The organism is Bacillus sp. FSL R5-0654, from assembly GCF_038008745.1.
Classification (GTDB): domain Bacteria; phylum Bacillota; class Bacilli; order Bacillales; family Bacillaceae; genus Bacillus; species Bacillus safensis.
Genome location: NZ_JBBOZV010000001.1, coordinates 1699358 through 1713144, shown reverse-complemented (window position 1 = coordinate 1713144; position 13787 = coordinate 1699358). Strand labels below are relative to the sequence as shown.

The 13787-nt window shown below is 41.1% G+C and carries 14 protein-coding genes; 5 read left to right on the top strand and 9 right to left on the bottom strand.

Going from position 1 to position 13787, the window contains the following annotated elements; genetic code table 11:
* Window positions 1–2: 2 nt before the first annotated feature.
* On the top strand, window positions 3–320 hold the full coding sequence (erbA, locus tag NSS76_RS08500; RefSeq protein WP_024424092.1) for an SMR family multidrug efflux transporter EbrA: 318 nt from the start codon (window positions 3–5) through the stop codon (window positions 318–320).
* Between the two features lie 15 nt (window positions 321–335).
* A complete protein-coding gene (gene erbB / locus NSS76_RS08495) occupies window positions 336–704 on the top strand; it encodes an SMR family multidrug efflux transporter EbrB (protein ID WP_024424093.1) in 369 nt (122 codons plus the stop codon).
* A 46-nt stretch (window positions 705–750) separates the two neighbouring features.
* Here erbB and NSS76_RS08490 read toward each other — a convergent pair whose 3' ends face one another.
* Window positions 751–1200, bottom strand: a complete 450-nt coding sequence (locus NSS76_RS08490) for an OsmC family protein (protein WP_024424094.1) — start codon at window positions 1198–1200, stop codon at window positions 751–753.
* Between the two features lie 76 nt (window positions 1201–1276).
* Window positions 1277–2011 (bottom strand): poly-gamma-glutamate hydrolase family protein, encoded by a 735-nt coding sequence (locus NSS76_RS08485; protein ID WP_025093280.1) that lies wholly within the window; start codon window positions 2009–2011, stop codon window positions 1277–1279.
* Between the two features lie 584 nt (window positions 2012–2595).
* Here NSS76_RS08485 and NSS76_RS08480 point away from each other — a divergent pair.
* Window positions 2596–3921: a S8 family peptidase gene (locus tag NSS76_RS08480; protein ID WP_341081706.1), complete on the top strand. Its 1326-nt coding sequence runs from the start codon at window positions 2596–2598 to the stop codon at window positions 3919–3921.
* Window positions 3922–4010: 89 nt separating this feature from the next.
* Here NSS76_RS08480 and NSS76_RS08475 read toward each other — a convergent pair whose 3' ends face one another.
* The 4 genes from NSS76_RS08475 to NSS76_RS08460 form a co-directional block, all read right to left on the bottom strand.
* Window positions 4011–5159 (bottom strand): Rap family tetratricopeptide repeat protein, encoded by a 1149-nt coding sequence (locus NSS76_RS08475; RefSeq protein WP_103132402.1) that lies wholly within the window; start codon window positions 5157–5159, stop codon window positions 4011–4013.
* Window positions 5160–5320: 161 nt separating this feature from the next.
* Window positions 5321–6070 (bottom strand): poly-gamma-glutamate hydrolase family protein, encoded by a 750-nt coding sequence (locus NSS76_RS08470; protein WP_257802845.1) that lies wholly within the window; start codon window positions 6068–6070, stop codon window positions 5321–5323.
* Window positions 6071–6380: 310 nt separating this feature from the next.
* Window positions 6381–6854: a CarD family transcriptional regulator gene (locus tag NSS76_RS08465; RefSeq protein WP_024424099.1), complete on the bottom strand. Its 474-nt coding sequence runs from the start codon at window positions 6852–6854 to the stop codon at window positions 6381–6383.
* Window positions 6855–7099: 245 nt separating this feature from the next.
* Complete coding sequence (locus NSS76_RS08460) at window positions 7100–7357, bottom strand: hypothetical protein (protein ID WP_024424100.1); 258 nt, start codon at window positions 7355–7357, stop codon at window positions 7100–7102.
* A gap of 68 nt (window positions 7358–7425) precedes the next feature.
* Between NSS76_RS08460 and NSS76_RS08455 the strand changes: the two genes are divergently transcribed.
* Both NSS76_RS08455 and bslA read left to right on the top strand, forming a co-directional pair.
* On the top strand, window positions 7426–7830 hold the full coding sequence (locus tag NSS76_RS08455) for a hypothetical protein (RefSeq protein ID WP_024427030.1): 405 nt from the start codon (window positions 7426–7428) through the stop codon (window positions 7828–7830).
* 123 nt (window positions 7831–7953) lie between these two features.
* Entirely contained in the window at window positions 7954–8478 is a 525-nt protein-coding gene (gene bslA / locus NSS76_RS08450; RefSeq protein WP_024424102.1) for a biofilm surface layer hydrophobin BslA, read from the top strand.
* Between the two features lie 37 nt (window positions 8479–8515).
* Here the strand turns inward: bslA and mutL are convergent, their stop codons facing one another.
* From mutL to cotE, 3 genes are all read right to left on the bottom strand, one after another.
* On the bottom strand, window positions 8516–10414 hold the full coding sequence (gene mutL, locus NSS76_RS08445; RefSeq protein WP_073205249.1) for a DNA mismatch repair endonuclease MutL: 1899 nt from the start codon (window positions 10412–10414) through the stop codon (window positions 8516–8518).
* A gap of 21 nt (window positions 10415–10435) precedes the next feature.
* Window positions 10436–13012: a DNA mismatch repair protein MutS gene (mutS, locus tag NSS76_RS08440; protein WP_270125059.1), complete on the bottom strand. Its 2577-nt coding sequence runs from the start codon at window positions 13010–13012 to the stop codon at window positions 10436–10438.
* Between the two features lie 124 nt (window positions 13013–13136).
* A complete protein-coding gene (gene cotE / locus NSS76_RS08435) occupies window positions 13137–13682 on the bottom strand; it encodes an outer spore coat protein CotE (RefSeq protein ID WP_024424105.1) in 546 nt (181 codons plus the stop codon).
* Window positions 13683–13787 lie beyond the last annotated feature (105 nt).

The following is a 13787-nucleotide window of genomic DNA, read 5'->3' as shown; positions in this document are numbered from 1 at the left end:
TCATGATCCTCGGATATCTTTTTTTGGCTGTGGCCATTTTTTCAGAAGCCATTGGCGCCGCGATGTTAAAATTATCTCATGGTTTTACGCGCTGGAAGCCTAGCGCGGTTGTTGTGGCTGGCTATACACTTGCTTTTTATATGCTGTCATTGACGCTCAATATCATTCCGCTAAGCATGTCTTACGCAACATGGTCTGGGGTTGGTACGGTTCTCACGGCTATTTTTGGCGTGCTCTTTTTCAAAGAAACCTTGAACCAAAAAGCCGTCATTGGCATGGCGATGCTTGTCTCAGGGGTCGTACTATTAAATATGTCATAAAGGATGTGGGAGATGATGAAAGGAATACTCTACTTAACAGGAGCCATTTTGACGGAGGTTTTTGGGAGTACAATGCTGAAGCTTTCTCAAGGCTTTTCGCAGCTGCTGCCGAGTATCGGGGTACTGATCGGATTTGGATGCGCCTTTACTTTCCTGAGCTTGGCACTTAAAACCATCGAGCTCTCGTCTGCCTATGCAACCTGGTCTGGCGTTGGAACAGCTCTCACTGCTCTTGTAGGACTTGTGCTGTTTAACGAAACGATCAGCACGAAAGGCTACATCGGCCTTGCACTTGTCATCTGCGGCGTGATTGTCTTAAATCAATCCAAGAAGCAAAAGAACGAAACCAAAGCACAACTCGATCAAACCGAATGGACGTCATAAAAAAAGTCATTTTCTCCATATTTCTAGAGAAAATGACTTTTTTGTTTTAACGGCCGACTTGAATGGTTTCTTCTAAGGAAATGTTCACATTCCCCTGAACAGCTCTTGAAATCATACATGAGCTTTCGGCTTTATGCGCAAGCTTTCGGGCTAGCTCAATATCATGTGCGGAAGCGGACTCTTTGAGGGTGATGACAGGCCGATGAATGATTTCCTCATAAGTAAACACACCATTTGTCACATCTACGACGGCTTCAGAGCTCATCGATAGATCCTCTTTGTCTAATTGACTCCGCTCCATCATGGCTGCAAGTGTAATGATATAACACGTAGCCGCTGCACCTAAGAGCATCTCATCTGGATTGGTTCCAATACCTGGACCGTCCATTTCCTTTGGAATCGAAATCTTTGTTTTTAATTGTTCACATGCGATTGTACCCACATCGTTACGCAGACCGGGCCAGCTTGCCTGAAGATGAAAATGATGACGCGCCATATCCGTCTCTCCTTTTGTTATCACTGTTCATAGTGTAACAAGAATTCCCCTGCTTGTCTTAACATGTGCACAGCCCTTACGTATATTCTTCATCCAGCACTGTCCGAATCGCCCTGACATAACGATAGAATGTCTCGTTTTTTGTACTTGACCGTCTCCGAAAATCGAAACTGTCAAATAAAGCTTCACGCTGACTTCTACTAATCTCAAGCTGCACACTTTGCCCTGTTTTTGTAAGATTATTAATATTATGATTGCTTGTCCCGCTCAGGGTTGCGTGTGCGACAGCTAGTTCAGCAGAAAACCCGTTCCGCTCTAATGAGCTCACAATTTTCTCTGCACGATCGTAATCTGTTCCGCCGACGAGAGTATGGTCAATTCCTTCCTCGCCTTTGTATCCATGCACTGCTAAGATGTAATCATGTGCTTTTGCCTGCGCGACGCCGATTGGCTCATCAAAATTTGTACTTGTAATATGAAGTTCTGATGCATTCTCTCTTAGACCTTCAAATAAATACGTCGAAAAATCGTTGTCAAAAAAATGGACGATCTCGCTCACGCCGCCTTCGATCCTCCCGCCATGAGGTGACATCACAAGAAGGCGGCTGCCAGGCACTGGGTTGGCTGTAATGTTATAGCTGCTTGTTGATTCGTTTTCTTCAAGTTCTTTAAAATTTCGATAAATATCATTTGAACCGCTTTCGTCTTCCCCACCTGATGACACTGGCTCATCATGTTCCTGTGCTTGCATAGTATAATAAACGCCCCATCCGATCGCAAGCAGGAGAAGCAAAGCAAAAAACTTCTTCATTCCCGTTCTCCTTTAACAGATTTCTAAGCCGTTTCTATGATTAATATTGAATCATCATTTCTTATCATTTTTTCCACATTTTCTCTTCACGTTTGATCATAACACTCTAGATCATGAGATTCCTCAAAAATAAGATAATTGCATTTATATACACAGAAACGCCTCTCCTCTTTGAAAACAGAGTTAGAATAGTATGACAAAAAAATGACGTTATGTTTAATATGACCTAGTCCTATCCAGTCTGTTTTCTTTAATTCGGCTTTTTTTGATAAGGATTTGATGTTTTCCATCTGTCACGCATCACATTTATATGAGCATTGACCCTGTCCACAGCCCTCCTTTTTCGGCAAAATCCTTTGTTTCACTGGTTCTCTCAGAAGAACTCTCCCACCTATCATCGGCAGATTCTACGTGAATTCCACCTTTTTCTATTATTTTACAAAATGTAAGCGCTTTTCTTTTTTGAAAGACATAAGCAAGCCGCCAATATAAAGAAAAGGAGGGACAAGAATCCGAACCAAGCAGTTCTCATTCTCATAACGTAAGAGTGTACGAGAATGGATAGCTGGAATGGAGGGCATCACATGTTTGGATTTTCTATGGTGCAGATGGTCAGAACACATGCTAGTAAACTAGATCAGCCTTTAAGAGAGACCGTTCTTCACCTTTATAAACCTTTTAAATGGACGCCATGCTTTCTTCATCGTTTTTTCGAAGGCAGGCTGAAGAAGAAAAAGAAGCTTCGTGTGATCATTGAATTTAAGGAAGGTGCAGCCGAGGCAGGGATTCAAAGCACAAAGCAGCTCATGAAAAAAAGCAGAAAAACAAATATAAAACGGCATTTTTCACATATCGACTGCTGTGCCGCTGATCTAACGCCTGCTGCTTTAGAGGAGCTATTAGCAAATGGTGAGCATATTCGTAAAATTTATTTAGACCGGAAAGTTCATGCGCTGCTGGATATAGCCACACAAGCAAGCCATGCTGAAGAAGTCATCCGAAACGGGACAACTTTAACAGGAGAAGGCATTACGGTCGCTGTCATTGACACGGGAATTTATCCACATGAAGATTTAGATGGAAGAATTCGAGATTTATTGGATTTAGTCAAACAAAAAACAAAGCCTTATGATGATAATGGCCACGGTACTCACTGCGCGGGAGATGTCGCTGGAGATGGAGCCGCCTCAGACGGCTTATACAAAGGACCTGCCCCAAAAGCAAATCTAATTGGCGTGAAAGTGTTAAATAAACAAGGGGCTGGATCACTTTCTACTATTATAGAAGGTGTTGAATGGTGCATACAATTCAACGAAGACAACCCTGATGATCCGATTCATATTATCAGTATGTCGCTGGGCGGAGCTGCGCAGCGTTATGATGACGAACAGGACGATCCAATGGTGCGTGCTGTCAATGCGGCTTGGGATCAAGGGATTGTTGTATGCGTCGCTGCCGGAAACTCTGGTCCTAACAGCCAGACGATTGCAAGCCCTGCTGTCAGTCAAAAAGTCATTACGGTCGGAGCCTACGATGACCGGAATACACCAGAATCAAGTGACGATGTCGTGGCACCGTTTTCAAGCAGAGGACCAACGGTTTACGGGGAGGCAAAACCTGATATCCTCGCACCTGGAGTAAACATCGTTTCTCTTAGATCACCAAGGTCCTTTCTGGATAAACTTGATAAATCAAGCAGAGTCGATCATGATTATACAACGTTATCTGGCACATCGATGGCAACACCGATTTGTGCTGGTATTTGCGCTCTACTACTAGAGCATTCACCAGATTTAACACCGGATGAAGTCAAAACCCTGTTAAAAGAAAATACAAGCAAGTGGTCTGGGGATGACCCGATGGTTTATGGAGCAGGTGCAATTGACGCAGAAAAAGCAATCAAAGAATAAAGAAAAAAGCCCTTTACGTTTTGCGTAAAGGGTGTTGTTTGTCTCATTTTTAAGTGTGAAGTCTTTCATCTACTTGAGCAGCTGACATGTTATGCTTCGTTCTCATACATCTCATCTCCTTTTTGAATGTGCGTACGCGCTTCGATCACAATCTCAAAAAAAGTGGAGGATTCCTTGTACATGTCGCGTTCCTTATAATAATTAGCCGCATCAAGTGCTAATTCCTCTAAATCAGCAAACATTTTTTTATTTCTCAGACCAAAAAGGGCCGACCTCAATTGCTCACAGCCGTCTTTTTCTATATAGAGCGCCTGCAAAAATTGGAATTTCAACTGATAAATTTCATCTTCCAATACACAAGCCTCTTCCATTCCTATAGATATGGCCTCGCCCGCCCGCTTGATATCTCCGAGTTTAAAACAAGTAAGGGCAAGTGAAAACAACGATTTGATCATCGTGGATGCTTGATCTTTCTGATAAAGTGAAATAGCTTGTTCAAAAAAGACAGTCGCTGTATGATACGTTCCCATACTATAATGACAAGTGCCTAAGTTATTAAGAGCCATTGCTTTAAAGTAAGATGTGCATTCTTTTTGTTCCATCGCTTCACAGACCTTTAACGCTTTTTCTAAATAAGGAAGCGCTTTTTGATACTGATTAACATCAATCCAATTACCTGCCATGACAAAATCACATTGAATGCTTCTTTTTCCATAAAGCTGATGTTTCTTGTAGATGTCTCTTGCCTTTTTAGCGTAGTGCATGGAGAAATAGGTTTGTTTCATATGATAGTATACTTCTGCGATTTTATAGTAAAATTCTGCTTTTTCGATCTCATCTGTCACTAAAATCAGTTGATGTTCCGCATGCTTGTAATATGAAATGGCCTCGATATACCGGCGCTGGATAAACGCATACATTCCATGAAAAAAATGAAAATAATAGCCGAGTAAGCCTGTCATTTCATCTTCTGCATCGTCAATTTCTTTAGGAAAGGACACTGCTTGAAGCGTTTCACTCCCTGCATGGACTGGCGCTAAGTGCTGAAGCATCATTTGATGGCGAAAATCCATTAGAGAATAGTATAGGAGTAAATCTTGATCCTCTTCCATATCATGAATTTCTTCTTCAACAAGGCGCTTCATTCCGTTTGCCTGTTCAACTTCAAATTTGCAAATATGCGTGTACCATTGATTGATCTTTACACCTACTTCGGAAGATGGTATTTTGTGTGCCATCCACTTCAGCCCCATTCTATCATATCAAACTGATAACTATTATTTTACATAATTTATGTTTTCAAGGCAAATTGTAAGTTATTACATATTTTATGTTCAAATCGCATATTCCTATCTTTTTTACCAAGTTTAAATAGAGCACTTTTGCCCATCAAACTTTTTTACGCAGACGGATCGAATTCTCTTAGCACTTCTTTTAATGCATTAATATAGCGTCTAAATGCTTTTTTCTTTCCTTTTCTCGTCTCAAAATTATCAAAAAAAGCTTCTCTTTGCGCTGTACTAATTTCGAGCTGAACGCTTTCACCACTCGCATTTCGATTATTTATATTTTTGGGATCTGTACCAGAAAGCCGTTCGCCTTTTTGTACCATTTCTGCGGAAAATCCCCGATCTTTTAGTTCTCGTACAACGGCTCTTTGCATTTTTTCATTTGTGCCGCCAACGAGCGTGTGTCTTTTATCACTTTTATAGCCGTGGATGGAAATTGAAAAAGGATACGTTTTAATCATTTGAACCAAAATGGGTTCATCAAAATTGGTACTCGTGATATGCAGGTCCCGGTTATTGTCTTGCTTTGTACCTTCAAACAAATACGTAGAGTAGCTTTCTTGAAAGGCTTCTACAATTTCACTTGTTCCTGGTTCAATTTCACCTCCATGAGGAGAAAATACAAGTAAATCACTTCCGCCCTTTTCGTGAAATTCTATCTCATAACCGTCTCTTTCATATCGCATGAGCTGTTTAAAGCTTTCATATTGATCGCCTTGTTTTCGCTCTTTTTGATACTTTTCTACCTCTTGATGATGCTGCTTTTGCTCTTTTTTTTCTTGAACAGAATGGCTGCATTTCACCATTAAAAGAGTACACAGAATAAGAAAGATGAATCCACATATTAGTAGCCTTTTCATTTCACCGCTCCTTTTTTCTCTTAGGTGTCATCTTACCGCAATATTTTACTATCAATGGCTTAGAAAATTCAAAGGTTGTCCGGCTCATTTAAATGAATCAGGAGAAGTTACCTGTTTTTCATATGATCTAGGTATTTCAGAGGTCTTTAAATTTTTGTTGTGAACGTAAAAACTAAATCGTATGACCTCATTTCAATTTTAGTTAAAACCACCTACAAAAATGGCAATATTACTCTTTTTTTCAAACAAAAAAGCTGTAAACAAAAGAAGTAGTCCCCTTCAGTTTACAGCTAGTCTCTGTATATCATCATTACATTCTTAATTCATTCTCTAAAGCTGTCATCACTTCATCTTGCGTCAGTCCCTGTGCAAGTGAAATCTCACTCACTAACATGCCTCTTGCATCTTCAAGCATCTTCTTTTCACTTGAATTTAACGCTTTCTTCTGATTTCGTCTCATTAGATCTTTGACAACGTCTGCACCATCTTCGATCGCACCTGTTTTTAGCTTTTTCAGATTTTCATCATATCTTTGCTTCCAAGTAAGCGTGTCGTCGTTTGTTTCTTCTGCAAAATTGTTCATCACAACTTTCAGCGTTGCTTGATCTGCTACCGGACGTATACCTAGTTGATTGATTCTGCCTTTTGGGACCATCATCTGCATATTCGGCATTTGAATCAGGAAATATTCCTGCGTCTTACCTAAAATCTCTTTTTCTTCCATTCCTTCAATCACACCGGCTCCATGCATTGGATAAACAATTTTATCACCTATTTGAAACAAATCCGCCACCTCCGAAAGTATTCACAATATCATTATAACACATTTCGTCAGAGGATAAAAATTTATATTTTATCATGTTAATTTAGCACTAGTCAATTCTTTTTATTTGAGTTTTTTCAGAAAAAGCCTTTTTTTATAAAAGAAGCATGAGCATCCAGTCCTCATGACTCTTTCTTGCATATACTAGCATTGAGTCACATTTAGGAGGGATGACAATGTGCAAATGCAAGTGCAAACATTCCCACTCACACTGCCATAAAAAGCATGACGATCATTGCCATGAGGATCCATGTAAAGAAAAAAAGTTTTGTCATAAAAAAGATAAATGGTTTGAGAGCGATTTTTGGGATACCTCTCGAAGCTACGATCCCTGTTATTTTCCTAAAAGTGTCTGCAGCAGATGTAAAAAGCGTCGCAGAAGAAGACACAGCTACACAATTTAACGCTTGACGCTTTACCTGCTTTTCCTTTTCCCGGCTGAAAAGCCGGTTTTTTTCTTTCATATGGATAGGCTCATGAAGCAGATCTGTCTCATAGGATATGGCAACCTGACATAAAGGATGAGATATACATGAACGATATGAACAGCCAAATGAATCATTATCACCAAGAAAATCCCTATCACACATTTGAAAATGTGTATACAGCCAATCATGAGCATATGGTCGCGCCAAACATGCATGATCATATGAATATGCCAAACCATTATCATAGCGGCAAAAAAGATATGTATAACGCGCACCATCCACATCATCATTCAGTTTATTCACCGTTCCCAAATCAGCATGATACCTTTTCAAAGCATGTTCCAATGAAGGATCACCATCATCTAGGCCATTATGGTGGATATGGGATGATGCCACACCATCCATATGGTTATCAAGATATGCATATGATGATGCCAACAAACCAGCAAATGCCAGGCCATTATTACGGAATGAATCAACCAAATGCGCTATTTCCCCGCTATTACTAAAGAATGACAAAATAAGGGTATAATATCCCATTTAATACCATATGGTAATATGGTAACATTATAGGTAAATAATGGGTGTAATCATCTATTATTTACCTATATTCAACAAGGGGGAAGGAAAAAATGAAAAAAACGTGGACGATTCTTATGATGGGGATGCTCACATTGGTTATGGCACTGTCTGTACCGCTTTCTGCATCTGCTGAGGAAGCCGGCAAAGCAACAACCAATGCAAAACCAGCTGCACTTTACGCAAAAATTACAGGAGCAAGTAAGCAGGAATGGTCTTTTTCTGACATTGAGCTGACGTACAGCCCAAATTCTGTTCTAAGTCTTGGTGCGGTTGAGTTCACTCTGCCAAAGGGTTTCCAAGCAACGACTAAAGACATTATGAACGGTAAAGCATTAAAAGACAGCTACATTTTGAACAACGGACAAACCGTTCGTATTCCGCTCAGACTGGATTTACTTGGAATTTCCAAATATACATTAAAGCTTTCACATAAAGTACTCCCTGCTGCAGGTACATACACGTTCCGTGCAGAAAATCGAGCCATCAGCATCGGTTCCACATTTTATGCAGAAGATACGATTGATATTAATACACGACCAGTTGTGGTCACACCGCCAGATCCTTGCGGATGCTAAATAAAAAAAGCGCTCTTTTAAGAGCGCTTTTTTTATATCACATCACCCGTTTAAACATTTTCTCCATCTCATATGTCGAGTGATGAATGATGATCGGCCGGCCGTGCGGACAGGTGAATGGGTCCTTCGTTTGCCGAAGTTCATCTAATAAGGCTTTGATTTCATCATGACGCAAATGACGATTTGCTTTGATTGAGCCTTTACAGCTCATCATAATCGCCGCTTCTTCTCTTAGTTTCTTGATATCAACACGTTTTTCATCAAGCACTTGCTCTATAATCTCTTCGATCAATTCAGCCTCTTCACCTTTTGGAAACCACTGCGGATGCGACCGAACGATGTAGCTCCCTGAACCAAAGGGCTCTAAGAAGACCCCCACTTTCGCGAGAATATCTTTATGCTCTTCAATGATCAGCATATCGTTTTTAGAGTAGTGAAATGTTAAGGGGACGAGCATTTCTTGCACTTCCTGTTCGATCTCCCCCACCTTCTCACGATAATACTCATACTTGATTCGCTCTTGAGCCGCATGCTGGTCGATGATATAAAGCCCTCGTTCATTTTGAGCCAAAATATATGTGCCATGCATTTGCCCAATTGGATACATCACAGGGACGCGTTCGTTTTCAGGAATCGTTTTTGCATCTTCATGTAGAACCGTCTCTTCATATTCAAGTGAAGCGGCGGATTCCTCTAAATGAATACGCTCAGATGAGGTTTCTTCATAAAATACTGGTGATGATGCTTCTGTCTTCTCATGTTTAGGCATTCCGTATGCATCGGTATGACTTGTCTCGTATACGACCGACTCGTGCGGCTCCGGCTGATAGGTTAGCGGTGTTTCCGCTGGGCTTGCGTTCCTTTGTTTCGCATCAAAGGTTAAGGATTGCTGCTCATTTTTCACAGCTGGCATTGGTGCTTTTTTTGGTACTGAAGCACTTGGAATGAGCTGCTGCTTTTGAAATACTTCCTTAATTCCTTGTTTAATCAGATCATGAAGTTCCTGTTCTTTACTTAGCCTCACTTCTAGCTTCGATGGATGAACGTTCACGTCCACTAGAATGGGATCCATCTTCATCTCAATGAATGTAATTGGATGACGGCCAATCGGAAGCAGCGTGTGATACCCTTCATGGATCGCTTTCACGAGCGGAAAATGTTTGACATATCGGCCGTTTACAACAGAAGACATATAATTCCGTGATGCCCTCGTCACTTCTGGTAAGGAAATATATCCTTTCACTTCAAAATCAAGTGATTGTACGTGAAGCGGCAGCATTTTTTTAGCCACAGCTGTCCCGTAAATGGCCGCAAGTACATGACGCACATCTCCGTTTCCATTCGTCTGTAGCAGGACTTTCCCTTGATGACGCAAACGGATCGATACTTCGGGATGAGCTAGCGCAATTCGATTGACCACATCCGATATATTACCAAGTTCCGTATGAACGGTTTTCATATATTTTAGACGGGCTGGCGTATTGTAAAATAAGTTGGTGACCACAATCTCGGTGCCGCGGCGGCCAGAGGTTTTTTTCTCTGAGATAATCTTCCCGCCTTGCAAAGCTAAGTGTGTCCCAGCTCCTTCGCCAGTACTTGTTTTCATTTCTAGGTGAGAGACGGATGCAATACTTGGCAGCGCCTCTCCTCTGAATCCGAGCGTTCTAACACGAAACAGATCATTTTCATCTTTGATTTTACTCGTTGCATGGCGCTGGAAGGCGAGCTTACAATCTTCAGCATCGATTCCAACACCATTATCAATAATCCTGATAGAAGAAAGACCTGCTTCTTCTACATCGATTTCAATGACTGTACTTTTTGCATCGATCGCATTTTCCACAAGCTCCTTTACAACAGAAGCCGGGCGCTCGACCACTTCACCTGCAGCAATTTTATTGGATAGGTCATCGGATAACTGAATAATCTTTGCCATTTCTGCTCACCTCACCTTACATTATAATTTCTTTTGCAATTCATACAGCTTTGTCATTGCTTCAAGCGGCGTCATATCCATTAGGTTGTAAGACTTTAATTCGTCGATGACCGCTTGATCCTTCTGTTTTAGCGCAGCTTTCGGCTGCGGTTTTTCTTCTACTTCAAAGAAAGAAAGCTGCTGTTTTTCTACAGTCTTTTCTGCTTTTGGTGCTGTAGATACGGTTGGGGTCACGTCATGTGATCCGCTCTCAAGCTCCGTTAAAATAGTCTGGGCTCTATTAATGATGGCATCAGGCAATTCAGCAAGCTGCGCTACATGAATACCATAGCTTTTATCAGCTGCACCTTCTTTGATTTGATGTAAGAAAACGACCGTGCCTTCATGCTCTTCAGCTCGCACATGAACATTTTTTAGCTCGCTTAATTGGGATTCAAGGACAGTGAGCTCATGGTAATGTGTAGAAAATAGGGTTTTGGCCCCAATATGATCATGAACAAATTCAATGATCGCCTGCGCAAGAGCCATTCCATCATAGGTGCTTGTCCCGCGTCCAATTTCATCAAATAAAATCAAGCTGTTTTTCGTTGCATGCACCATCGCATTTTTTGCTTCGAGCATCTCTACCATAAAAGTACTTTGACCAGAAATCAAATCATCTGCTGCACCAATACGTGTAAAGATTTGATCGAAGATTGGAAGCGTCGCCTTTGACGCAGGAACGAAGCAGCCAATCTGCGCAAGAATCGAGATGAGCGCCATTTGTCTCATATACGTACTTTTCCCTGACATATTTGGTCCAGTGATGAGTAAGGTTTGTCTGCCTTTTCCCATATGGCAGTCATTCGGTACATATTCCTGGTGATCGAGCACTTTTTCAACGACAGGGTGACGGCCATCTTTGACATCCACGTCATCCTCTGAGAATTCCGGCCGGATATAACGGCGCTTTTCACTGACAGTCGCAAAGCATTGAAGCGCATCAAGCTCGCTCATTTGTTTTGCGAGCAGCTGTAATCTAGGAATATAGCCTTTTACTTGCTCCCTGAGAGCTGTAAATAGTTCATATTCCAATTCGTTAATATTTGATTCTGCTTCAAGAATCAGTGCTTCTTTTTCTTTTAATTCAGGTGTGATATACCGCTCTGCATTGGCAAGCGTTTGTTTTCTTTCGTAACGCCCTTCCTCCAGCAGATGTGTATTCGCGCGTGTCACTTCGATATAATAACCAAACACTTTATTAAACCCGACTTTTAAGGAGCGAATGCCGGTATATTCTCTTTCCTGCTGTTCAAGCCGTGCAATCCAGTCCTTTCCGTTTCGGCTGGCATCACGGTATTCATCTAATTTTGCATTGTAGCCATCTTTAATCAAATTGCCTTCTTTTATCGTCATCGGCGGATTTTCATGAAGTGCATCTTCTAATAAATCAAGGAGGTCACCACAAGGATCAATCTCATTCGCTCTTGATTTTGCCATATCCTCTGGTAATGAATGAACGAGTTGTTTAATATCCGGTACTTGTTTTAAGGATTCTTTGAGCTGGATGAGATCACGAGCATTCACGTTGCCAAATGCCACGCGGCCCGCTAAACGCTCAAGATCATATACTTGCTTTAATCGTTCGCGCAGATCCTCTCGCTCAAAGAAATGATCCATCAAGATTTGCACCATTTCCTGACGCTCATTAATTTGCGAAAGGCGAATGAGCGGCCGGTCAATCCATTGCTTGAGCAGTCTGCCGCCCATCGCTGTTTTTGTTTCATCTAACAGCCATAATAAAGAGCCTTTTTTGCTTTTTGAACGAATCGTTTCTGTTAATTCAAGGTTTCGTTTTGAGTAAAGATCGATTTTCATCGTTTGTTCAAGTTCAAACACTTGAACTTTCTGAAGATGATCCAAACTTCTTTTTTGCGTTCTTCTTAAATAGGCATATAGTGTTAAAAATGACGTTTTTAACTTTTCGTCTAGATGGGAAACGAGCCGCTTAGCTTCATCTAATAATTGATCACTATCTTCGTATGAAATGGTCGCTTGGCAGCGTTCTTTAAGGGTTTTGATTGTTTCCTCATCCAGCTGCTTTGACACCACAATTTCTTTTGCACCGACAGAATAAATTTCTGATACGACTTCATCTAATCGATCGATGAAAGCCGTCATGTTTTCACCTGTAGATAAATCAGACAGCGCAAGACCGTACCCATTTTGAAAGCTGGTAACAGACGCAATAAAGTTGTTCTCGTTTTCACTTAAACCTTTACCATCCATGACGGTTCCTGGTGTAATCAGTTGAACGACTTCCCTTTTGACTACACCTTTTGCCGTTTTAGGGTCTTCCACCTGCTCACAAATGGCGACCTTGTAGCCTTTTGAAATCAACTGTTCTATGTATGCAGAAGCAGAATGATAAGGAACGCCGCACATTGGAATTGTGCCGCCGTCTCTGCTTGTTAACGTAATTTCTAGTTCTTGCGCCGCTTCCTTTGCATCATCAAAAAACATCTCATAAAAATCGCCTAGGCGAAAAAATAAAAAGGCATCTTGATAATCTGCCTTGATCTTTAAATATTGCTGTATCATGGGCGTATAACTTGCCATATTTCTAATCCCTCACTATATTACTTTCGAATTCATACCATCTCTAATTATAGCATAAAAAATCACCTTTTTTCTCCTAGATCAGGCACAAAAAAACTAGGGGGATATGCGCCCTAGTCATTCCTTACTCTTCTGTCTCACCTGCTAGGAATTCTGGATGAATATCCTCTAACTCCTCATCCACTTCTTCTTCCCACTCGTGATCATCTTTTTCTTTCCAGCTTGAATCGACCTCTACGACAATTTTTGTTTCACCGACTACCTCAGCAATGAATTCACGCTCTGCCTGAACGATAATTTTATTGCCATTTGGAGAAATGGTCACTTCTAAGCAATTGGGCTGCTGCAATACTTTCGCAATTACTTCGTGCTCATCATCAAGGAAATTTTTATCTTTATATCTCAGTTTAATGATGTCTACATACTTCACACGCTCTGTGACGACTTCTGTTTTCGTGTTGTCGGCGTAAGAGTACCATACGTTAATATCAAATGTTCCTTCGATCTCAACGGTTTTACCGACCTTCTCAGCATCATACTTATGATTAATGATCCAACCACCTAGGATGCTGGTTGGTTTTTGCGATGGAGAAATGGTGTGTGTGCTTTGGGTGAATTTCCTCCCTTTTGCAACCACCGCTTTTGTAATAATTTCTCTGTATTCAGACATTCCGGCATGCCTCCTTGTTCTTGATCGTTTTATCTTATGCTGGGCATTCGTCTAGTGTGTCACGATTTTGAACTTCATGTTCAATTAAATTCATTTCTGTTTCAG

Bases quoted from the DNA above. Each gene is read 5' to 3' on its own strand.
- NSS76_RS08485 (WP_025093280.1), bottom strand. From the start codon at position 2,011: ATGAAGAAGTTTTTTGCTTTGCTTCTCCTGCTTGCGATCGGATGGGGC.
- NSS76_RS08455 (WP_024427030.1), top strand. From the start codon at position 7,426: ATGAACGATATGAACAGCCAAATGAATCATTATCACCAAGAAAATCCC.
- erbB (WP_024424093.1), top strand. From the start codon at position 336: ATGAAAGGAATACTCTACTTAACAGGAGCCATTTTGACGGAGGTTTTT.
- bslA (WP_024424102.1), top strand. From the start codon at position 7,954: ATGAAAAAAACGTGGACGATTCTTATGATGGGGATGCTCACATTGGTT.
- NSS76_RS08490 (WP_024424094.1), bottom strand. From the start codon at position 1,200: ATGGCGCGTCATCATTTTCATCTTCAGGCAAGCTGGCCCGGTCTGCGT.
- NSS76_RS08480 (WP_341081706.1), top strand. From the start codon at position 2,596: ATGTTTGGATTTTCTATGGTGCAGATGGTCAGAACACATGCTAGTAAA.
- cotE (WP_024424105.1), bottom strand. From the start codon at position 13,682: ATGTCTGAATACAGAGAAATTATTACAAAAGCGGTGGTTGCAAAAGGG.
- mutS (WP_270125059.1), bottom strand. From the start codon at position 13,012: ATGGCAAGTTATACGCCCATGATACAGCAATATTTAAAGATCAAGGCA.
- NSS76_RS08470 (WP_257802845.1), bottom strand. From the start codon at position 6,070: ATGAAAAGGCTACTAATATGTGGATTCATCTTTCTTATTCTGTGTACT.
- mutL (WP_073205249.1), bottom strand. From the start codon at position 10,414: ATGGCAAAGATTATTCAGTTATCCGATGACCTATCCAATAAAATTGCT.
- NSS76_RS08460 (WP_024424100.1), bottom strand. From the start codon at position 7,357: ATGAAAGAAAAAAACCGGCTTTTCAGCCGGGAAAAGGAAAAGCAGGTA.
- erbA (WP_024424092.1), top strand. From the start codon at position 3: ATGATCCTCGGATATCTTTTTTTGGCTGTGGCCATTTTTTCAGAAGCC.
- NSS76_RS08475 (WP_103132402.1), bottom strand. From the start codon at position 5,159: ATGGCACACAAAATACCATCTTCCGAAGTAGGTGTAAAGATCAATCAA.